Here is a 19,944-nt window from a genome sequence, read left to right on the forward strand (position 1 = left end):
GAGCCGCTCAGCCCCTGGTCGCGCGCCCGGAGTAGGTCAGCGGGAACACCAGGTCCTGGCAGGCGGGCGGGATGTCGCCCGCGATCCGCACGACCATCGCGACGTCCACCGACCCCTCCGGCGGGATGATGACCGGCTGGTCCATCGGGTCCACGGTCAGCACGTCGGCCCCGCACCCGTCGACCGGGTTGCGCCCCTCGTCGACCGGCTCGCCCGGCTGCGCCTGGAGCGACACGACCATGATGTCGACGTCGTTCGGGTTGGACAGCCGCACCGTGCGGGAGCCCTGCGCGCCGGGGGTCAGCTCGACCGAGGCCCCGGACACGTCGTCGATCCCGAACGGCTCCAGGTCACCGACCCCGGCCTCGCCGCCGCTGATCGAGTAGGACACCACCGGCACTTCGGGCTCCGGCCAGGTCAGGTGCATGGACACGACCACGGCCGCGCCTGCGCCGAGGATGCTCAGCGCGACCGCGACTTCCCCCCGCGGACCGAGGTTTCGCATGGTGCAACTCCACGGTAGGACTGCTGCCCAGGCGGTGGGTTCGCCGCTAGCTCCCCATCGGACCGGCGACCAGACACGCCCGGTGGTTCATCGCTTCGCCTTCGGCCCGGTGGACCGGCGAGGCCAATCTTGGAGAACGTTCAACTGCCGCGCAAGCACGGGGGGTCCCTGAAAAGCAGGGTTTTCCACCCCCTTATGAACCCGTTCCCACACCTCTGAACTGCGCGTTCTCGCTATCGCGCCACACAAAGGATTCACCCTAAAAGGTGAACCCCGGACCCGCAGAGTTGCGGGTCCGGGGTTCTCGGGTTCACGCCCGGAGCACCGCGCCCACGCTGTCGGCCGCAGCGGCCACGGCCGCGTCACGCGCCGCCGTCGCCTCCTCCACGGTCAGCGTGCGGTCGGTCGCCCGGAACCGGAGCGCGTACGCCAGCGAGCGCTTGCCCTCGCCGACCCGCTCGCCCCGGTAGTCGTCGAACAGCCGGATGTCCTCCAGCAGCTCGCCGCCGCCCGCCCGCAGCGCCTCGGCGACCCGCGCGGCGGGCACGTCGGCGTCGACCACGACGGCCACGTCGAGCAGCACCGGCGGGTAGGGCGAGACGACCGGGGCCGGGCGGTGCTCGCTCAGCGGCAGCGCGTCCAGGTCCAGCTCGACCGCGACGGTCCGCTTGGGCAGCCCGAGCGCCTCCACGACCTTCGGGTGCAGCTCACCGGCGTGGCCGACCGGGAAGTCGCCCACGCGCAGCTCGGCGCACCGGCCGGGGTGCCACGGCGCCAGGTCCGAGGCCACCGCGCTGATCCGCACGCCGTAGGCCTGCCCGACCAGGCGCGCGACCTCGACCGCGTCCGCCCAGTCCGCCTGACGGCCCGCGCCCCACCAGCCGGGCAGCTCGCGGTTGCCGCACAGCACGGCCGCCACGTGCACCGGCTGCTGCGGCAGCGCCGCCAGCAGCGCCCCGACCTGCTCGCCGGTGGGCCGCTGCCCCACGCCGACCTCGGGCATGGCGCCCTGCTGCGCGCGCGGCAGCGTCACCTGGGCCACCGCGTACAGCGCCACGTCCTTCTGGCCGCGCGCCAGGTTGCGCTGCAGCGCGTCCAGCAGGCCCGGCACCAGGGTGGTGGCCAGCGCGTTCTTGTCCGACTCCAGCGGGTTGAGCACCGTGGTCGTGGTGCGCCGCACGTCGTCCTCGGGCAGCCCGAGCGCGTCGAACACGGCGGGCGAGAGGAACGGGAACGGCTTGACCTCGACCAGGCCGTGCTCGGCCAGCGCGCGGGAGACCGAGCGGCGGCGCCGCTGCTGCTCGGTCAGGCCGCGACCGGCCGGGACGGGCGGCAGCACCGACGGGATGCTGTCGTAGCCCTCCAGCCGGAGCACCTCCTCCACCAGGTCGGCGGGCTGGGTCAGGTCGGCGCGCCAGGTCGGCGGCACGGCGGTGACCACGGTGTGGCCCGCGTCGTCCGTGCTGACCTCGACGCGGCAGCCGATCTGGCCGAGCCTGCGGGCCGTGACGCCGCGCGCGTAGGGCACGCCCGCGACCCGGTCGGGCAGGTCGATCGGCATGGACACGGCGGCGGGCAGCTCGGGCGTGCCGACGTCCGTGCGGCCGGGCTGGATGGAGCCCTCGCCGAACAGGTGCAGCAGCCGCGCGGCGCGCTCCAGCGCCACCGGGGCCAGCGCCGGGTCGACGGTCCGCTCGTACCGCTTGGCCGCCTCGCTGGGCAGCTTGTGGCGGCGCACGGTGCGGGCGATGGACTTCGGGTCCCACACCGCGGCTTCGAGCAGGATGTCGGAGCTGCTGTCGCGCACCTCGGTGCTCGCGCCGCCCATGACGCCCGCCAGCGACAGCACGCCGCTGTCGTCGGCGATGACGATGTCGTCGGGGTCGAGCGCCCGCACGACGTCGTCGAGCGTGGTCAGCTTCTCCCCCGCCGCCGCGCGGCGCACCACGAGCCCGCCCTTGACGGCGGAGGCGTCGAAGGCGTGCAGCGGCTGGCCCAGTTCGAGCATCACGTAGTTGGTGACGTCGACCGGCAGCGAGATGGAGCGGATGCCCGCCAGCATGAGCCTGCGCCGCATCCACCACGGGGTGGGCGCGGTCGGGTCCACGCCGGTGACGCGGCGGGCGGCGAAGCGCGAGCACGCGGTGGCGTCGTCGACCCGCACCGGCCACACGTCGCCCTCGGCCTCGGGCACCTCGGCCAGGCCGGGGTCGCCGAACGGGGCCTCGAACGCGCAGGCGATCTCGCGGGCCAGTCCGCGCACCGAGAACGCGTAGCCCCGGTCCGGGGTGGGCGCGACCTCGATGACGGTGTCGCCAAGGCCGAGCAGCTCGTGCGCGTCGTCACCGGGCTGGGCGGTGCCGCTGGGCAGCACGAGGATGCCCGCGTGCTCGTCGCCGAGGCCCAGCTCGCGGGCGGAGCAGATCATGCCCTCGCTGGTGCGGCCGTAGGTCTTGCGGGCGGCGATGCGGAAGTCGCCGGGCAGCACCGCGCCGGGCAGCGCCACCACGACGGTGTCGCCCTCGACGAAGTTGCGCGCGCCGCACACGATGCCGTTGACCTGGTCGGGACCGACCTCGACCCGGCAGAACCGGATCGGCTTCTTGAACTCGGTCAGCTCCTCGATCTCGACCACGCGGCCCGCGACGAGCGGTCCGGTGACCGGGCCGAGCCCGGTGGTCTCCTCGACCTCGATGCCCACTCGAGTGAACGCCTCGGCGAGCTGGTCCGGCGTGGGGGTCTGGTCGAACTCCAGGTGCTCGACCAGCCAGGTAACCGGGATGCGCACCGGTCAGGCCTCCGTTCCGAATGGCTGGGTGAAGCGGACGTCGCCCTCGACCATGTCCCGCATGTCGGGGATGCCGTTGCGGAACTGGAGCGTGCGCTCCAGGCCCATGCCGAAGGCGAATCCGGAGTAGACCTCGGGGTCGACGCCGCAGTTGCGCAGCACGTTGGGGTTGACCATGCCGCAGCCGCCCCACTCGACCCAGCCCGCCCCGCCCTTCTTCTGCGGGAACCAGACGTCCACCTCGGCGGACGGCTCGGTGAAGGGGAAGAAGCTGGGGCGCAACCGGGTGCGCGACTCCTCGCCGAAGACGGCGCGGGCGAACGCGTCGAGGGTGCCCTTGAGGTGGGCCATGGTCAGGCCCTTGTCCACGGCCAGGCCCTCCACCTGGTGGAACACCGGGGTGTGGGTGGCGTCCAGCTCGTCGGTGCGGAAGGTGCGGCCGGGGCACACCACGTACACCGGGAGCTCGCGGTCGAGCAGCGTGCGCGCCTGCACGGGGCTGGTGTGCGTGCGCAGCACCAGGCCCGAGTCGGCGGGCCCGACGTAGAAGGTGTCCTGCATGGACCGCGCGGGGTGGTCCTTGCCGAAGTTGAGCGCGTCGAAGTTGAACCACTCCGCCTCCAGCTCGGGCCCCTCGGCGATCTCGTAGCCCATGGCCACGAAGATGTCGCCGACGCGCTCGGCGAGGGTGGTGATGGGGTGGCGGGCCCCGCGCGGCACCCGGTCCCACGGGAGGGTGACGTCGACGGACTCCTCGCGCAGCACCCGCTCGTCCCGCTCGACCTGCAGGACGGCTCGGCGCGCCTCGAAGGCGGCGTCGATCGCCTGCTTGGCGACGTTGACGCGCTTGCCCGCCTCGGCCTTCCCGGCCGGGGGCAGCGCGCCGATCTCGCGGCGGGCCTGCAGGACGGCGGAGCGGTCTCCGAGGTGGGCGGGCTTGGCGGCGGCGAGCGCGTCGAGGTCGCTCGCCTGGGCGAACGCCTCCTGGGCCCGCTCGACCGCGGCGTCGAGCGCCTCGGCGGACAGCGCCGCGACCTGCTTCGGGTCGTACGGGTCGTTGGCTCCGGACATGGTTGGTGTACAGCTCCCGTCGCGGACATGAGGTGATGGCCGCCACGCGCGGTGCGTTGCGCCTGCGCGGTGCGGCGGACCGATCCTAGGTGACCGGTCCAAAATAAGAGCGACCGCGGCCCCGGCGCACCTAGAATTCGGGCGTCTGAAAGCGATCAAGACCCTGAGGTGGACCGCACTCCCATGGCACACACCTTCGGTGTCGACCTGCGCGGGATCATCGACCTGCTCAGCCACCACCTGTACAGCAGCCCGCGCGTGTACGCCCGCGAGCTGCTGCAGAACGCGGTGGACGCCATCACCGCCCGCCGCGCGCTCCAGCCGGACGCGCCGGGCGAGGTGGTCATCGAGCCTGCCGATTCCAGCGCCGACGGCACCCTGCGCATCTCCGACACGGGCATAGGCCTGACCGAGAGCGAGGTCCACGACCTGCTCTCGACGCTGGGCCGCACGTCCAAGCGGGACGAGCTGGGGTTCGCCCGCCAGGGCTTCCTCGGCCAGTTCGGCGTGGGCCTGCTGTCGGCGTTCCTCGTCGCCGAGCGGGTGCGGCTGGTCAGCCGCTCCGCGAAGGGCGGACCGGCGGTCCGCTGGTCGGCCGACGCGGCGGGCAACTACGAGGTCGAGGTGGACGACTCGGCGCGCGCCGAGGTCGGCACCACGATCGAGCTGGTGCCGAGCCGCGACAGCGACCACTGGCTCGGCCACGACGTGGTGCGCGCGCTGGTCGCCGAGTACGGCGAGCTGCTCCCGGTGACCGTCCGGGTGGGTGACGAGGTTCTCACGACCGACGAGCTGCCGTGGCTGACCGACCCGATGGCGTACGGGGCGCGCGTGCTGGGCCTGGAGCCGTTCGCGGCGATCCCGGTCGAGGTGCCCGCCGTCGGCCTGACCGGCGTGGCGTACGTGCTGCCCGCGGGCGTGCACCCCGGAGCCCGCCAGTCGCACCGGGTGTACCTGAAGCGGATGCTGGTCGGCGAGGCCATCGAGGGCCTGCTGCCCGACTGGGCGTACTTCGTGCGCTGCGTCGTGGACACCTCCTCGCTGCGGCCCACGGCCAGCCGCGAGTCGCTGTACCAGGACGAGACGCTGCTGATCGTGCAGGAGGAGCTGGGCCGCCAGGTGCGGGACTGGCTGGTGCGCCTGGACGCCACCGACCCCGGCCGCACCTCGGCGCTGATGGAGGCGCACCACCTGGGCATCAAGTCGCTGGCCAGGGTGGACGAGGAGATGCTGCGGCTGGTGGAGCGCTGGCTGCCGTTCGAGACCACGGACGGCGCGCAGTCGCTCAAGCAGTTCCGCCGCCGCTACGGCTCGGTGCTGTACCTGCCGGACGTGGACGAGTTCCGCCAGCTCGCGCCGGTCGCGCACGCCCAGGGCATGGGCCTGCTGAACGCCGGTTACGCCTACGACCTGGAGGTCCTGGAGCGCCTGGTGGCGCTGGACGGTCCGGGCGCGGCGCGGCGGGTGGCGCCCAGCGAGGTGCTGGCCGCGCTCGGCGACCCCGAGCCGGAGGTGGAGCGGGCGCTGCGGGCGCGGCTGAAGGACGCGGCGGGGGTGCTGGAGCGGCACGACTGCGAGGTCGTCCCGCGCGACTTCGACCCGGCCTCTCTGCCCGCGCTGCTGGTCACCAACGCCGAGGGCGAGCGCAGGCGCGACGTGGAGCAGGCGGGCGAGGAGGCCGACGACCCGCTGTGGGCGCAGCTGCTGGGCAGCCTGGCCGAGTCCGCGCCGGGGGCGGCGCAGCGGCTGGTGCTCAACTGCCGCAGCCCGCTGGTGCGCAGGCTCGCCGAGCTGACCGACCCGGCGCTCGTGGAGCTGACCGTGGAGTCGCTGTACGTGCACGCGCTGCTCCAGTCCCGGCGCCCCATGCGCCCGAAGGACACCGCCGCGCTCAACCGCTCGTTCCTGGACCTGCTCGACCGGGCCGTGGACAACCGATGAAGGGGCAGCCCCGATGACCGAAGAACCCGGCCGGGACGAGATCAAGCAGGCCGCCGAGCAGCAGTTCGCGCAGGCCTACCACCTGCCGGAGGGCATGGCCAGGCACGAGGCGCTGGAGCGGGCGGCGCGGGCGGCGGACGCCTGCGACCACCTGCCGCTGGCGGTGAGCTGCCGGATCGCGCTGCTGCGCTCGGCGCACGACCTGAACAGGTACGACCTGATGCTGGCCCCGTTCGCCTGGTGCGGCGCGGCCGAGCGGCGCGACCCCACGGCGTTCGACGAGTGGGAGACGCACAACTACGACTGGGCGCACAAGTGGATCGTCACCGGTCTGCTCGCCGACCCCCGGTTCACCCTGGACCAGATCCGGTCGGTGCTGGAGCAGCTGGCGACCCGCTACCGGCAGCACGGCTTCTCCGCGCAGCCGGTGCACGGGGCGCGCACCGAGCTGGCCGACCACATCGGTGACGAGGAGGGCTACCGGGAGCACTTCGCCCGCTACCTGGCGGCCGAGCGCGGTCCGCTCAGCGACTGCGAGGCGTGCGTGGTCGAGGAGCAGGCCAGGCACCTGATCTGGCAGGGCAGGCCCGCCGAGGCGATCGCGCACGCCGAGCACCAGCTGGCCGAGGACACCGGCTGCGCGGGCCAGCCGCAGGGCATCCTGACCACGCTGACGCCCGCGTTCGTCGAGGTGGGCGACCTGGAGCGGGCCCGCGAGGCGCACGTGGTGGCGCACCGCGCGATCCGCGACGACCTGGTCACCGGGTACCTGGACGACCACCTGGTGTTCTGCGCGACCTCGGGCAACGTGGAGCGCGGCGTCGAGCTGCTCAAGCGGCACCTGCACCGGGTGCACTCGTCCACGAACCCCGCGCAGGCCATGCGCTTCTCGGCGGGCGCGGCGCTGCTGCTGGACCGGCTGGACCGGCCGGAGGAGTTCGCGGTGCCGCGCGACGGGCGCACCGAGGTGCTGTCGGCGGACGGGCTGCGCGAGTTCCTGCGGGCGCAGGCGCTGGAGATCGCGGCCCGGTTCGACGAGCGCAACGGCAGCGACGCGGTGAGCGCGCGCGTCCGCCGGACGCTGGCGCTGGCCGACACCGAGCCGGTGCCGCTGGCGGTGCCGACGGCGGCGGACGCGCAGGTCGACGCGCCGGTCGAGTCCACTGTGGACGAGGAGGTGCTGTCCGATCCGGTGGAGCTGGCCGAGCGGGCGCTGAAGGCGTTCTCCGGCAACGACTTCCTCACCGGGATGCGGCTGCTGCGCTCGCTGCCCGCCGACCTGGACGCGCTGCTGCCGGACGTGCTGGCGGCGCGGGTCGCGGCCCGCAGGGCGCTCACCTCCAAGCCGGGCCTGGACGACGAGGCCGCGCTGGCGGCGTTCCGGGCGGCCGTGGCGCGGCTGGAGGAGCTGGGCGAGCCGGACCTGGCGGTGCGCTACCGCAGCCGGGGCGCGGGCCGCTGGTCCGAGCTGACCGGCGGGCTGGAGGCGGCGGTCGCCGAGGCGCGCGAGTGCGTCGCGCTGGCCGCCACGCCCAGGACGCTGGTGCTGGCGAAGCTGGTGCTGGCCGAGCTGGTGGAGCGCTCGGACGACGGCCTGGTGCCGGAGGCGCTGGAGCTGGTCGAGCAGGCGCACGCGCTCGCCGAGCCGGACCCGGACCTGCTGGTGCGGGTGCGCTGCGCGCGGGCCGAGCACCTGGCCAGCGCGGACCGGCTGGAGGAGGCGCGGGAGATCGCCGAGGCGCTGCTGGCCGAGGACCCGCCGCCGTCGGTGCGGTTCAACGCGCTGCGGCTGCTCGGGCACCTGGCGGTGCTGCGCGAGGACGGCGACGCGGCGCTGGAGGCGGCCGACGCGCTGGTCGCCGCGTCGGGCTCGGTGCGCGGGCCGTGGACGGTCGAGGCGCACCAGCGGCGGGTCTCGCTGGTCGAGCACCTGGGCCGGTACGCGGACCGGATGGGCGCGCTGCGCGAGGCCGTGGCGGTGACCCGCGAGCTGGGCAGCGAGCAGGAGGTCGTGTGGGCGTGCTTCGCGCTCGCGGGCGGCTACCTGAACGTGCGGCGGCCGATCGAGGCGGCCGAGGCGCTGGAGGAGGCGCTGCGGATCCTGGAGGCGGGCGACCTGCCGCCGTCCGACTCGGTGCCGGTGCTGTTCCGGCTCGGCAAGGTGTGCACGCAGCTCGGCGAGACCGACGCGGCGCTGCGGCACCTGGAGGCCGCGCTCGCGGCGGCCCCCGAGGAGGAGCTGCTGCAGCGGGCCGTGACGCTGGACGCGCTCGGCGCGGCGCGGGCGCAGGCGGGCCAGGAGGTCGAGGGCGCCGAGGCGTACGAGGGCGCGGCGCGGCTGTGGACCGACATCGGCGACGCCTACGAGGCGGCGGCGTCCTGGATGGAGGCGGCGAGCACCCGGCCGAACGAGGACGTGGCCGAGTCGTTCCACGCGGTCTCGCACGCCGAGGGGCTGCTGGAGCACGTGGACGACGAGGAGCAGGTGCTCATGCTGCGCACCAGGATCGCCGCCATCCGCGGCTTCCTGCACGCGCAGGAGGAGGACTGGGCCAACGCGCTGGAGCACAACGGCGTCGCCGAGGAGCTGGCCGACCAGGCCGGTGACGAGCACCGCAGGCTGTTCATGATCACCAGGGGCGCGCGGTTCCTGCTGGCGGCCGAGGACCCGGAGAACGCCGAGGCCGAGGCGCGGCGCGCGGGCGCCCTGGTGACCGACCGGACGCCGCCGCCGATCATCGGCGACCTGGCGGGGGCGCTGGAGGAGGCGCTGCGCGGGCAGGACAAGCAGGTCGTCGGCGACGCGCTGCTGCGGTCGTTGAACGCCAGGCTGAACGACGAGTGAGCCGAGGCGCGCCTCCCGCTACCCCACGAAGCGGGAGGCGCGCTGACGGCACCGTGTCGCAGTCGGGCTGAAGGGGACCTGAAGCCCGCTGAAGCGTTCTTCAGGCGGCGGGGCGGGGAGTTGTGGCACGTTCCGGGACATGAGGGTGCTGCTGGTTGACGACGACCGCAGGCTCGTCGGGCTGCTCGCGCGGGGGCTGGTCGCCGAGGGCTTCGCGGTGGACGTGGAGCACGACGGCGAGACAGGTCTGTGGCGGGCCTCGGAGCACGCGTACGACGTGGTCGTGCTGGACATCATGCTGCCGGGGCTGAACGGGTACCGGGTGTGCGCACGGTTGCGCGACGCAGGTGTCGAGACGCCGATCCTGATGCTGACGGCCAAGGACGGCGAGCTGGACGAGGCCGAGGGGTTGGACACCGGCGCGGACGACTACCTGACGAAGCCGTTCTCGTACGTGGTGCTGGTGGCGAGGTTGCGCGCGCTGGCGAGGCGGGGCGCGGCGGGGCGACCGGCGGCGGTGGTGGCGGGTGATCTGGTGGTGGACCCGGTGACGCGCACCTGCTCGCGACGGGGGACGGCGATCCCGTTGACCGCCAAGGAGTTCGCGGTCCTGGAGCACCTGGCCCGGCGCAAGGGGCGGGTGGTCACCAAGGACGAGGTGCTGGCCGGGGTGTGGGACTCGGCGCGGGAGGCGGACCACAACCTCGTCGAGGTGTACGTGAGCGCGCTGCGCCGGAAGATCGACTCACCGTTCGGGACCTCCACGATCACCACGGTGCGCGGGGTGGGGTACCGGCTGGAGGAGTCGTGAGGGGGCGGCTGCGGCGACGGGTGACGGCGGTGGCCGTGATCGCGATCTCGGTACCGCTGCTGGCGATCGCGGTGATGGTGTCGGTGTCGCTGCGGAACGACGCGATGCGACCGGAGAACGCCCCGGTGCAGGGGATCGTGCTGTGCACCTGGGTGGTTCCCGTGGGGCCGGAGGAGCACGCGGCGTCGATGCAGGAGCGGTCGGGCGGGCGGTGCTCCACGCGCAGCAGCGTGCAGACCACCTATCTGAAGATCGGCAACCTGACGGGGGCGAAGTTCCCCGCCGAGGACCTGATGGTCGAGGCTCATGCGCATCGCACCGCTTACCACTGCACCCCCGAGCTGTCGCTGTGGCCGCTGACCGATCCTGCGGCGACCAGGGGTCAGTGCGTCGGCGATGACATGGGGCTCGGCGTGCCCGGTCCCCTCTCCCTGGCGGAGGAGTCGGACGAGTTCGCGGGCGCCCAGCGGGACCTCAACCGCTCGGTCCTGCTGATGTTCGGCGGCGCGCTGGCGCTGATCACGGCGTTCGGGCTCGCGGTGTGGCTGGCGACAGGCCGGGTGCTGCTCCCGGTGGAGGCGATCCGCCGGGAACTGGCCGACATCACCGAGCACGACCTGGTCCGCAGGGTGCCGGTTCCCCTCGGCCGCGATGAGTTGGGCGAACTCGCGGCCACCGTGAACTCCGCGCTGGACCGCCTGGAGCGGGCCGTGGAGGAGAACCGGAGGTTCGCCGCAGACGCGTCGCACGAACTGCGCGGCCCGATCGCCGCGCTGCGCGCCGAGTTGGAGATCGCCCGCAGCCACCCGGACCACGCCGACTGGCCCGAGGTCGTGGCGGGCGCGCTGGCCGACACCGATCGCATCCAGGCGCTGGCCACCGATCTGCTCCTGCTGACCAGGCTCGATCACACCTCGGCGGCATCCACGTCCGTCGACTTGGCCGCGCTGGTGCGCGAAGAGGTGACAAGGCACCGATCCGGGCACGAACTCGTCGCCGAACTGCCCGACGATCCCGTCCAGGTGCTCGGAAGTCGCCCACTGCTGGGCCGGTTGCTCGGGAACCTGCTGGACAACGCCGATCGGCACGCCGAATCCGCGATCACCGTCCGACTGTCCACAACGGACAGTCACGTGATCCTCGAAGTCGCCGACGACGGCCCCGGCATCCCGGAAGCCGACCGCGAGCGCGTCTTCGACCGGTTCACCCGACTCGACGAGGCCCGCGCCCGCGACACCGGCGGCACCGGGCTCGGCCTGGCCATCGCGCGTCGCATCGCCGCCGTGCACCGGGGAACGCTCGTCGTCGGCGCGAGCGCGCGGGGCGCGCTGCTGGTCGCGGCGCTGCCCCGCGCGGACCGGCTCTAGGCCCGGTGCGCCCGCGCGGACGCGTACAGGCACACCGCGGCGGCCGTGGCCAGGTTCAGGCTCTCCGCGCCGCCGTACAGCGGCACCTTCAAGGCGCCGTCCAGGCTCGCCACGACCTCGTCGGGCAAGCCGTGCGCCTCGCTGCCGAACACCCACGCCGTGGGGTGGGCCAGGTCGCCGCGCAGGTCGGCGGTCACCAGGTCCTCGGTGGCGTACCCGTCGGCGGCGACCAGGCGCAGCCCGGCCGCGCGGCAGGCCGTGAACACGTCCTCGGCGGAGCGGGCGCGGGCGATGGGCAGGTGGAACACGCTGCCGGTCGAGGCGCGCACGCACTTGCCGTTGTGCACGTCGACCGAGTCGCCCGCGAAGACCACCGCGTCGGCGCCCGCCGCGTCGGCGACCCGGACGACGGTTCCCGCGTTGCCGGGGTCGGCGACGCCGTGCAGCACCGCGACCAGGCGGGCGGAGGGGGTGAGGGCGGCGTCGAGGGAGACCTCGACCGGGTCGCACACGGCGACCACGCCCTGCGGGGTGACCGTCTCGGACAGCGCGGCTGCGGCCTTGTCCGTGACGACGCTGATCGGCACGCCCGACGAGGCGGCCACGTCGACCAGCTCCCGGTTGCGCTCGGCCGCGACCTCGGTGACGAACAGCTCGTGCACCCGGCCGCGCCCGGCGGCGGACCAGGCGAGGGCCTCGCGGACCGCCTGCGCGCCCTCGGCGAGGAAGCGGGCGGCCCGGTCGCGGCCGGAGCGGCGGGTCAGGCGTCGAGCGGCGACGACCCGCGGAGTCCGCTCGGTGAACGGGACGTCCGCGGGTCGTGGCGCACGACTGGCGTCGCTGATCAGGCCTTGTCCTCGGCCGGAGCGTTGACGTCGGCGGGCATGGCCGCCTTGGCCAGCTCGACCACCGCGGCGAACGCGGTCGGGTCGCTGACGGCCAGCTCGGCCAGGATCTTGCGGTCGACCTCGATGCCGGCCAGGCGAAGACCCTGGATGAAGCGGTTGTAGGTCATGCCGTTGGCACGCACGCCCGCGTTGATGCGCTGGATCCAGAGCTTGCGGAAGTCGCCCTTGCGCGCACGGCGGTCGCGGTACGCGTAGTTGAGCGAGTGGAGCACCTGCTCCTTGGCCTTGCGGTACAGCCTCGAACGCTGGCCGCGGTAGCCGCTGGCGAGCTCAAGGGTGGTACGGCGCTTCTTCTGGGCGTTCACGGCCCTTTTGACGCGTGCCACGGGTCCATCCTGTCGATCTCGTGGGGCTGGGGGACGCCCCGGTGGTGAAAAAAGGGGGCGGGTTAGAGGCCGAGCAGCTTCTTCAGCCGAGGCACGTCGTTCTTCGCGACCTCGGTGGCGCCGGAGAGGCGACGGGTGAGCTTGCTGGACTTCTTCTCCAGCAGGTGGCGCTTGCCCGCCTTCTCCCGCATCAGCTTGCCGCTGCCGGTGACCTTCACGCGCTTGGAGGTCCCGCTGTGGCTCTTGTTCTTCGGCATTTCCGTCCTCGTCTCGTGCAGCGACCACCCGAGCGGGGGCGCCGTGCTCTGATCTCCCGGCCCGGAGGCCGGGAGATCACAACTTCACTCCGCCGGCGCGTTCTCAGCCGGGGCGTCCGCCTGATCGGCCAGGTCGCCGTGCTCGTCCTGGTCGTGCTTGACCGGGCGGGTCTTCGTGGTCTTGTGCGGGGCCAGCACCATGATCATGTTGCGGCCGTCCTGCTTCGGGTTCGACTCCACGAAACCGAGCTCCGCGACGTCCTCGGCCAACCGCTGGAGCAGCCGGTAGCCCAGCTCGGGCCGGGACTGCTCTCGGCCACGGAACATGATGGTCACCTTGACCTTGTTCCCCTGACCCAGGAAGCGGGCCACGTGGCCCTTCTTCGTCTGGTAGTCGTGGGGATCGATCTTCGGGCGGAGCTTCTGCTCCTTGATGACCGTGAGCTGCTGGTTGCGCCGGGACTCGCGGGCCTTCTGCGCGGACTCGTACTTGTACTTGCCGTAGTCCATGAGCTTGCAGACGGGCGGGCGAGCCTGCGCGGCGACCTCGACGAGGTCGAGGTCCGATTCCTGTGCGAGTCGGAGCGCGTCCTCGATGCGAACGATCCCGACCTGCTCACCGTTCGGCCCGACCAGACGAACCTCGGGCACGCGGATGCGGTCGTTGATACGCGGCTCGGTGCTCACGGGAGCACCTCGGTTCGAGGGACTTGTCATGCACGTCCTTTGCGACTCGTTGTGCGCCAAAAGACAAGAGGCCTCACGCTTTTGCCCAGCGTGAGGCCCGCTCTTCCGACCGATCGCACAACGACAGGGCGCAGTCCACCCTGCGAGGGACCGGACCCGGCCACCTGTCACGAGGACGGCGGACGCGGGTGGGAGCGGGGCTCCACTTGCCGTTCCCGCACGTGCGGGAACTGGTCGCGTCGAACATCGTAGCAGATCCCTTGTCAACCCCCGAACCGGCGGCGTCCGGAGGCGGGTTGCGACAATGGCGGGGTGACCGACCTGCCTGACGACAACGTCCGCGACCTGCACGACGTCCCGAGCATCGAGGTGATCAGCAAGGCCTCGGTGATGCTGCTCTCCGCAGCCGCCGAGCGACTCGGCCTGGCGGACGAGGACCCGGACAACAGCCCCCGCCGCGACCTGGACGAGGCCCGGAGGCTGATCACCGCGCTGGCCGGCCTGGTGACCGCCTCGGCCGAGTACCTGGGCCCGCACGCGGGTCCCCTGCGCGACGGCCTCCAGTCCGTGCAGCGCGCGTTCCGCGAGGCCTCGGCGTTCCCGGACGAGCCCGGCAAGGGCCCCGGCGAGAAGTTCACCGGCCCGGTCTACTGATCCCCCTCCCCGCCGTTCCCGGTGTCCCCTGACGGTGGGGTGACGCCGGAAGGCGGGACGGTCGCGCGAGCGGCCCACCACCCGTCCCGCACGGCACCGAGGCGCGGGCGCCTGCCGGAGGACCGGCGGACGCCCGCGCCACCCACCCGGCCGAGGGCGGTCAGTCCCCGGTCTCGGAGCGTTCGGCCCTGTCCCGCCCGGCCTTGCCCCGGCCGGCCCTGCCGCGCCCGGCCTTGCCCCGGCCGCCCCCAGCGCGCCCGGCACCGGCGCGGGGCCGCACCCCGGACGAGCGGAGCTGCCTGGCGGCGAGCTGGGCGATGATCTCCGGGTCCTGCCTGCGCCACCCCTCCAGCGGGTCGCCGTCGAAGGCGGCGAGCTGGCGCAGGTCCAGGTTGTTGAGCGCGTGCAGCGCGAGCAGGTCCTCGCGCCCGGCGTCGCGCAGCGTGCGGGCGGCGCCTGCGCGGCGGGCGAACCGGTAGCGCAGCGGCAGCCACGTGATCAGCAGGAACGCCACCGGCAGCGCGATGAACGCGACGGCGAGCCAGAGCGCGGTGGTCTCGACGGCCTCGATCTGCGCCTGCCCGGCCCCGACGACGGAGGTCCCGGCGTCCTGCCCGCGCTGGAGCGCGGAGGCGAGGTCGTCGCCGACGAGCGGCATCCCGCGCGCCCGGTCGGCGGCGTCGCGGAAGGTGTCGCCGAGCCCTTGACCTGCGCCGATCAGCTCTTCACCGGTCGTCCGCAGGGACAGCACGGAGTCGCGCGCGCCCAGCGCGAAGTCGATCCAGAACCAGGTCCAGGCGACGGCGACCAGGTCGGCGGCGAACTGGAGGGCAAAGCGGTCGGGACGGTCCGAGTACCACTTCATGCGCGCAGGGATACCAGCTCGCACCGACGTGGGACACCCCCTCGGGCGAAGCTCCCCCTCCGGGCTCCCACCGGCCGGGACGAAACCCGCTCCCGCCCCCGCCGCGAGCCGGGCGAGCGGTCCGTTCACCGGGCCAACACCGCACGTCCGACGCCCACCTGCGCTTTTCCCGCCCCGCGCCCCCTACCGGTCTACTGTCCCCCCGTGGCCACACCGCTGGGCGACCTGCTGCGTCACCACCGGACCCGCGCGGGCCTGACCCAGGAAGACCTCGCCGAGGGCTCCGGCGTCAGCGTGCGCGCGATCAGCGACGTGGAGCGCGGCCGGGCCAGGGGACCCCAGCGGCGCACCGTCGCCGCGCTCGCCGACGTGCTCGGGCTGGGTGACGCGGACCGCTCCGAGCTACTCGCCGCCGCCCAGCGCGGGCGGGCCCGCAGCCCGCGCTCCCCCGGCCCCCGCGCGCTCCCGCCGGCCCTGCCCGACCTCACCGGCCGCGCGGACGAGCTGGCCGCGATCCGCGCCGCCGCCGAGCGGTCCGGGGGCGCCGAGCGGTCCGGTGGCACGGAGGTGGTCGCCGTGCACGGCGCGCCCGGTTCCGGCAAGACCAGCCTGGTCGTGCGCGCCGCCCACGAGCTGGCCGCCTCGCACCCCGGCGGCTGCTTCTTCTTCACCCTGAGCGGGGTCGACGCGACGCCCGTGCGGCCGGACGAGGTGACCAGGCGGGTGCTGGTGGCGCTGGGCGAGGAGCCGCCGGGCTCGGAGGCTGAGCGCACCGACCGCTACCGGGCGCTGCTGCGGGAGCGCTCGACCGTGCTGGTGCTGGACAACGCGCTCGACGAGGCCCAGGTCCGCCCGCTGCTGGCCGAGGGCGCGCGCTCCCTGGTGCTGATCACCTCCCGGCAGGTCCTCGCCGGGCTGGAGGGCGCGACCCGGCTGGGCCTGGACGTGCTGCGCGAGTCGGAGTCCACCGGGCTGCTGGCCGCCATCGCGGGCGAGGCGCGGACCGGCGCGGAGCCGGAGGCCACCCTGGCGGTCGCCCGGCTGTGCGGGCACCTGCCGCTGGCGCTGCGGATCGCGGGCAACCGCCTCGCCTCCCGCCCGAGGTGGACGGTCGCGCACCTGGCCGCCAGGCTGGGCGACGAGCGCCGCAGGCTGTCCGCGCTCACGGCGGGCGACCTGGGCGTGCGCCCCGCGTTCGAGCTGTCCTACCACCAGCTCGCCCCGCTCCCGCAGGCGCTGTTCCGGGCGTTGTCCCTGCTCCCCGGCGCGGGCTGCACCCCGGAGTCGGCGGCGGTGGCGCTGGACGTCGACCCCTTCGACGCCGAGGACGCCCTGGACGAGCTGGTGGACGCGAGCCTGCTCGGCACGGCCGAGGAGCCCGGCCGGTACGCGCTGCACGACCTGCTCCGGGTGTTCGCGGGCGAGCGCCTGGCCGCCGAGTCCGACCCGGCCGACGTCGAGCGGGCGCGGGAGCGCCTGGACCACTGGTTCCTGGACCGCGCCACCACCGCGCTGTCGTTCTACGGCACCGAGGCCAGGCAGGACCCGGCCGACGAGATCGCCGACGCGGCCGGGGCTGGCGCCTGGCTGGTGGCCGAGCTGTCGAACTGGCTGGGCGCGCTGCGCCGGACCGCCGAGCGGGGCGGGCACGAGCGGGTGCTGCGGCTGGCCTCGGCCGCGCACTGGTACTCCGACCAGCACGGCGACGCCACCACCTGGGAGCGGGTGTTCGAGGCCGGGGTGGCCTCCGCGCGGGCGCTGGGCAGCGCGCGCGACGAGGCGGTGCAGCTGAACTTCCTGACCTGGGTGCTGGTCGTGCTGCGCGGCTCCCCCGAGCGGGGCCTGGCGCTGCACGACCGCGCGCGGGCGGCGGCGGTGGAGTCCGGGGACGTGCGCGAGCAGGGCTGGGCCGCGCACTACCGGGCCTTGGCGCTGCGCCGCGCGGACGACCTGGAGGGCGCTCGGCGCAGCGCGGTGCGGGCGCGGGAGCTGTTCCGGGCGGCCGGGTACCCGCTGGGCGAGCACGTCGCGGGCAGCGCGCTGGGGCAGGTGCTCGCGCGGGCGCACCGGCACGCGGAGGCCGAGGCGGTGCACCGGGAGCTGCTGGCGGCGGTGCGGGCGGGCGTCCTGGGGCTGCGCCCGCAGATGCGGGACGCGCTGGAGGCGGTGCTGCTGCTGCACCTGGCCGACGCGCTGGCCGGGCTGGAGCGGTGGCCCGAGGTGCTGGTGGCGGCGCGGGAGGCCACCGGGCTGGCGGCGGGCGCGCGGTCCCCGGTGGTCGAGGTCAGGGCGCGGCGCGCGGCCGGGGTGGCGCTGCACCGGAGCGGCGCGCTGCCCGAGGCGCGGGCGGAGCTGGAGCGGGCGCTGGCGATCGGCGACGGGCGCGGCAGGCCGAGCCCGCCGGACGTGCTGGAGGCGCTCGCCGGGGTGCTCGACGACCTGGGCGACCCGCGCGCGAGCGGGCGGCTGCGCGCGCGGGCCGCCGAACTCCGGTCAGCCGATCGGTGAGGCGTTCCTGGCCATGGCCGTCCTCCCTCAGCACGACAACGCTCTTTCCGGCGATCCGATCGCAGTCAACCCGCAGCGGTGCGGGCGCGCCATGAGGAACCACCGGCAGAACTGGTCCACTCGGACGGTAACCCGCGCGGGTGACGTTGCGCCGTCCAGGGGGTTTGGACCGGGTGACGTGCGGCTGGACGACCGGTCCCGGCCCTCGCGCGGAGGGCCGGGACCGGGGGATCAGTCCAGGACGGCCAGCGCGTCGATCTCGACCAGCAGCCCGGCGGGCAGGCCGACGTAGACCGTGGTGCGCGCGGAGAACGGCCCCTCGGTCATGAACTCGCCGTACGCGTCGTTCATCTCGCCGAAGTGCGCGGTGTCGGTCAGGTAGACGCGCAGCATCACGACGTCGGCCAGCGACGCGCCGCCCGCCTCCAGCACGGCGATGACGTTGCGCATCGCCTGCGCGGTCTGCTCGGCGACGGTCGTGCCGACGACGTCCCCGGTCTTCGGGTCGAACGCGACCTGCCCGGCGACCTGGAGCAGGTTGCCCTTGCGGACGCCCTGCGAGAACCTCGCCACCGGGGTGGGCGCGTTCTCGGTCCGAACCTCGGCCTTGGAGCCCATGCTCTTCGTTCCTCTCTCAGTCACGCGCGGTCCACCCGCACTCGATCGACGCGGCCCGCGCGGTGGCGAGCAAGTCGGGCAGGTGCCCGAGCAACCCGTCGAAGTCCAGCAGCACCTTCGGCACCGACATCGACACCGCGGCGACGACCTCACCGCGCGCGCCCCTGATGGGGGCTGCGACGCAGTGGATGAAGTCCTCGTGCTCGGCGTTGTCGACGGCGTACCCGCGCTCGCGCACCTTCTCCAGCTCGGCCAGGTACCGCTCGGGGCCGGTGATGGTGTTCGCGGTGAGCGGCGGGTACTCCATGCCCTCGGCGACCTCGCGGCGCCGGTGCTCGGGCAGGTCGGAGAGCAGCACCTTGGCCACGGCGGTGCAGTGCAGGGGGGCGCGGCGGCCGACCCGCGAGTACATCCGCATGGGGTGGGTGCTGTCGTACTTGTCGATGTAGATGACCTCGCCGCCCTCGTAGGAGGCCAGGTGCACGGTGTAGCCGAGGCGGCCGTTGAGCTCGCGCAGCGCGGGCTCGCTGCTGCGGCGCACGTCGCGCTCCTCCAGCGCCCGGTTGGCCAGGTCGAACAGGGCGGTGCCCAGCCGGTAGTGGTGCACGCCGTCGCGCTGGGCGAAGCGGTGCGACTCCAGGGTGCGCAGGAGCCGGAGCGCGGTGGACTTGTGCACGTCCACGGCGCCCGCCAGCTCGTCCAGGGTCTTGGGCCCGGTGGCGAGCCTGCCCAGGAGGGTCAGCGCGCGGTCCAGGCTCTGGCTCATCGGGGTCTCCTCAGGTGGGCGGCGGCCCACTCCTCGGGCGACGCGTCCAGGAGGGGCGCGGTGACCGAGGGCGGCAGCGGGTCCCCGACATCCTCCCTGGTGAGCAGTGCGGCGGCGGCCTGCAGGTGCCCGGCGCGCAGTCGGCGGGCGGGCGGCTCGCCCGCGAGGTGGGCGGCGAGGTAGCCGGCGGCGAACGCGTCACCGGCCCCGACCGGCTCGACGACGTCGACGCGCAGCGCGGGCTGGAACACCTGCTCGCCGCCCTCCACGACGGTCGCGCCGCGCTCGCCCTGCTTGACCACGAGCGTGGTCGGTCCGGGCAGCAGGGCGCGCAGCTCGGCCGGGTCGCCGGTGCCCCAGGCGGTCTCGGCCTCGTCGGCGCCCGCGAGGACGACGTCGGCGGCGTCGGCCAGCTCGCGCAGCACGGCCGGGTCGCGGTCGGCCCACAGCGCGGGCCGCCAGTTCAGGTCGAACGAGACGAGCACGTCGCGCGGCCTGGCCAGCACGGCGCGCAGCAGGTCGAGGCAGCTGTCGGACAGGGCGGCGGTGATGCCGCTGACGTGCACGAGCGCGTCGCCGGGGCGGAGCTCGGGCAGCGCGCCGGGGCCGAGGGCGGAGGCCGCGGATCCGCGCCGGTAGTAGCGGACGGGGCTGCCGGAGGCGGCGGCTTCCTTGACGTACAGGCCGGTGGGACGGGTCGGGTCGACCACGACGTCGGTGACGTCGACGCCCGCGCCGCCGACCGCGTCGAGCACGGCCCCGCCGAACGCGTCGTCGCCGACCGCGCCCACCCAGCGGCTGGGCACGCCGAGCCGGGCGAGGTGGATGGCCACGTTGGACTCGGCGCCGCCGACCGCCCTGGTCCAGGCGCGCGCGGCGCGCACCGGTCCGGGTTCGGCGGGCACCAGGACCGCCATGGTCTCGCCGAGGCACACCACGCCGCCCACGTCGTCGAACCGCATCCGCGTCCCCCTGGGCTGGTGATCGTTGACTGGACGGCGACCGAATGTTACACACATCGCCATCA

General features: G+C 74.2%; 17 protein-coding genes. 6 read left to right on the forward strand and 11 right to left on the reverse strand.

The window, feature by feature from the left end; translation table 11 throughout:
* Positions 1 to 7: 7 nt before the first annotated feature.
* The 3 genes from LV78_RS39090 to pheS form a co-directional block, all read right to left on the reverse strand.
* Positions 8 to 505, reverse strand: coding sequence for a hypothetical protein (locus LV78_RS39090; RefSeq protein WP_253851256.1), 498 nt, complete (start codon positions 503 to 505; stop codon positions 8 to 10).
* Between the two features lie 310 nt (positions 506 to 815).
* Positions 816 to 3,293, reverse strand: a complete 2,478-nt coding sequence (gene pheT, locus LV78_RS39095; RefSeq protein ID WP_253851258.1) for a phenylalanine--tRNA ligase subunit beta — start codon at positions 3,291 to 3,293, stop codon at positions 816 to 818.
* A 3-nt stretch (positions 3,294 to 3,296) separates the two neighbouring features.
* Complete coding sequence (gene pheS / locus LV78_RS39100) at positions 3,297 to 4,364, reverse strand: phenylalanine--tRNA ligase subunit alpha (protein ID WP_253851259.1); 1,068 nt, start codon at positions 4,362 to 4,364, stop codon at positions 3,297 to 3,299.
* A 183-nt stretch (positions 4,365 to 4,547) separates the two neighbouring features.
* On the opposite strand from pheS, the gene LV78_RS39105 reads away from it, so the two are divergent.
* The 4 genes from LV78_RS39105 to LV78_RS41920 all read left to right on the forward strand — a co-directional run bounded on the left by LV78_RS39105 (position 4,548) and on the right by LV78_RS41920 (position 11,328).
* Positions 4,548 to 6,305, forward strand: a complete 1,758-nt coding sequence (locus LV78_RS39105) for an HSP90 family protein (RefSeq protein ID WP_253851260.1) — start codon at positions 4,548 to 4,550, stop codon at positions 6,303 to 6,305.
* Between the two features lie 13 nt (positions 6,306 to 6,318).
* The gene (locus LV78_RS39110) at positions 6,319 to 9,150 is read left to right on the forward strand and encodes a hypothetical protein (protein ID WP_253851262.1); all 2,832 of its coding nucleotides are present in this window, start codon (positions 6,319 to 6,321) and stop codon (positions 9,148 to 9,150) included.
* 139 nt (positions 9,151 to 9,289) lie between these two features.
* Positions 9,290 to 9,961, forward strand: a complete 672-nt coding sequence (locus tag LV78_RS39115; protein WP_253851264.1) for a response regulator transcription factor — start codon at positions 9,290 to 9,292, stop codon at positions 9,959 to 9,961.
* Entirely contained in the window at positions 9,958 to 11,328 is a 1,371-nt protein-coding gene (locus LV78_RS41920; RefSeq protein WP_253851266.1) for a sensor histidine kinase, read from the forward strand. Before LV78_RS39115 ends, LV78_RS41920 begins: the two co-directional genes overlap by 4 nt.
* Here the strand turns inward: LV78_RS41920 and LV78_RS39125 are convergent.
* The 4 genes from LV78_RS39125 to infC all read right to left on the reverse strand — a co-directional run bounded on the left by LV78_RS39125 (position 11,325) and on the right by infC (position 13,536).
* Entirely contained in the window at positions 11,325 to 12,173 is an 849-nt protein-coding gene (locus LV78_RS39125) for a TrmH family RNA methyltransferase (RefSeq protein ID WP_253851296.1), read from the reverse strand. The genes LV78_RS41920 and LV78_RS39125 overlap by 4 nt on opposite strands.
* Positions 12,173 to 12,562 (reverse strand): 50S ribosomal protein L20, encoded by a 390-nt coding sequence (gene rplT, locus LV78_RS39130; RefSeq protein WP_015804174.1) that lies wholly within the window; start codon positions 12,560 to 12,562, stop codon positions 12,173 to 12,175. The genes LV78_RS39125 and rplT overlap by 1 nt, the downstream gene beginning before the upstream one ends.
* A gap of 62 nt (positions 12,563 to 12,624) precedes the next feature.
* A complete protein-coding gene (rpmI, locus tag LV78_RS39135) occupies positions 12,625 to 12,819 on the reverse strand; it encodes a 50S ribosomal protein L35 (protein WP_015804175.1) in 195 nt (64 codons plus the stop codon).
* Between the two features lie 84 nt (positions 12,820 to 12,903).
* Positions 12,904 to 13,536, reverse strand: coding sequence for a translation initiation factor IF-3 (gene infC, locus LV78_RS39140; RefSeq protein WP_253851267.1), 633 nt, complete (start codon positions 13,534 to 13,536; stop codon positions 12,904 to 12,906).
* 282 nt (positions 13,537 to 13,818) lie between these two features.
* Between infC and LV78_RS39145 the strand changes: the two genes are divergently transcribed.
* Positions 13,819 to 14,160, forward strand: a complete 342-nt coding sequence (locus LV78_RS39145; protein WP_015804177.1) for a DUF1844 domain-containing protein — start codon at positions 13,819 to 13,821, stop codon at positions 14,158 to 14,160.
* A gap of 160 nt (positions 14,161 to 14,320) precedes the next feature.
* On the opposite strand, the gene LV78_RS39150 is transcribed toward LV78_RS39145, so the two are convergent.
* Positions 14,321 to 15,025, reverse strand: coding sequence for a hypothetical protein (locus LV78_RS39150; RefSeq protein WP_253851268.1), 705 nt, complete (start codon positions 15,023 to 15,025; stop codon positions 14,321 to 14,323).
* Between the two features lie 204 nt (positions 15,026 to 15,229).
* Here LV78_RS39150 and LV78_RS39155 point away from each other — a divergent pair, with 204 nt between their 5' ends.
* Positions 15,230 to 17,533 (forward strand): ATP-binding protein, encoded by a 2,304-nt coding sequence (locus LV78_RS39155; protein ID WP_253851270.1) that lies wholly within the window; start codon positions 15,230 to 15,232, stop codon positions 17,531 to 17,533.
* Positions 17,534 to 17,764: 231 nt separating this feature from the next.
* On the opposite strand, the gene LV78_RS39160 is transcribed toward LV78_RS39155, so the two are convergent.
* Genes LV78_RS39160 through LV78_RS39170 form a run of 3 tightly spaced genes read right to left on the reverse strand, consistent with a single transcriptional unit; the run spans position 17,765 to position 19,879 of the window.
* Positions 17,765 to 18,151 carry a RidA family protein gene (locus LV78_RS39160; RefSeq protein WP_253851297.1) on the reverse strand — a complete coding sequence of 129 codons (387 nt, stop codon included), beginning with the start codon at positions 18,149 to 18,151 and terminating at the stop codon, positions 17,765 to 17,767.
* A 16-nt stretch (positions 18,152 to 18,167) separates the two neighbouring features.
* Positions 18,168 to 18,917, reverse strand: coding sequence for an IclR family transcriptional regulator (locus LV78_RS39165; protein WP_253851272.1), 750 nt, complete (start codon positions 18,915 to 18,917; stop codon positions 18,168 to 18,170).
* Positions 18,914 to 19,879 carry a sugar kinase gene (locus tag LV78_RS39170; RefSeq protein WP_253851273.1) on the reverse strand — a complete coding sequence of 322 codons (966 nt, stop codon included), beginning with the start codon at positions 19,877 to 19,879 and terminating at the stop codon, positions 18,914 to 18,916. Before LV78_RS39170 ends, LV78_RS39165 begins: the two co-directional genes overlap by 4 nt.
* Positions 19,880 to 19,944 lie beyond the last annotated feature (65 nt).

It is taken from the genome of Actinosynnema pretiosum, assembly GCF_024171695.1.
Classification (GTDB): domain Bacteria; phylum Actinomycetota; class Actinomycetes; order Mycobacteriales; family Pseudonocardiaceae; genus Actinosynnema; species Actinosynnema pretiosum.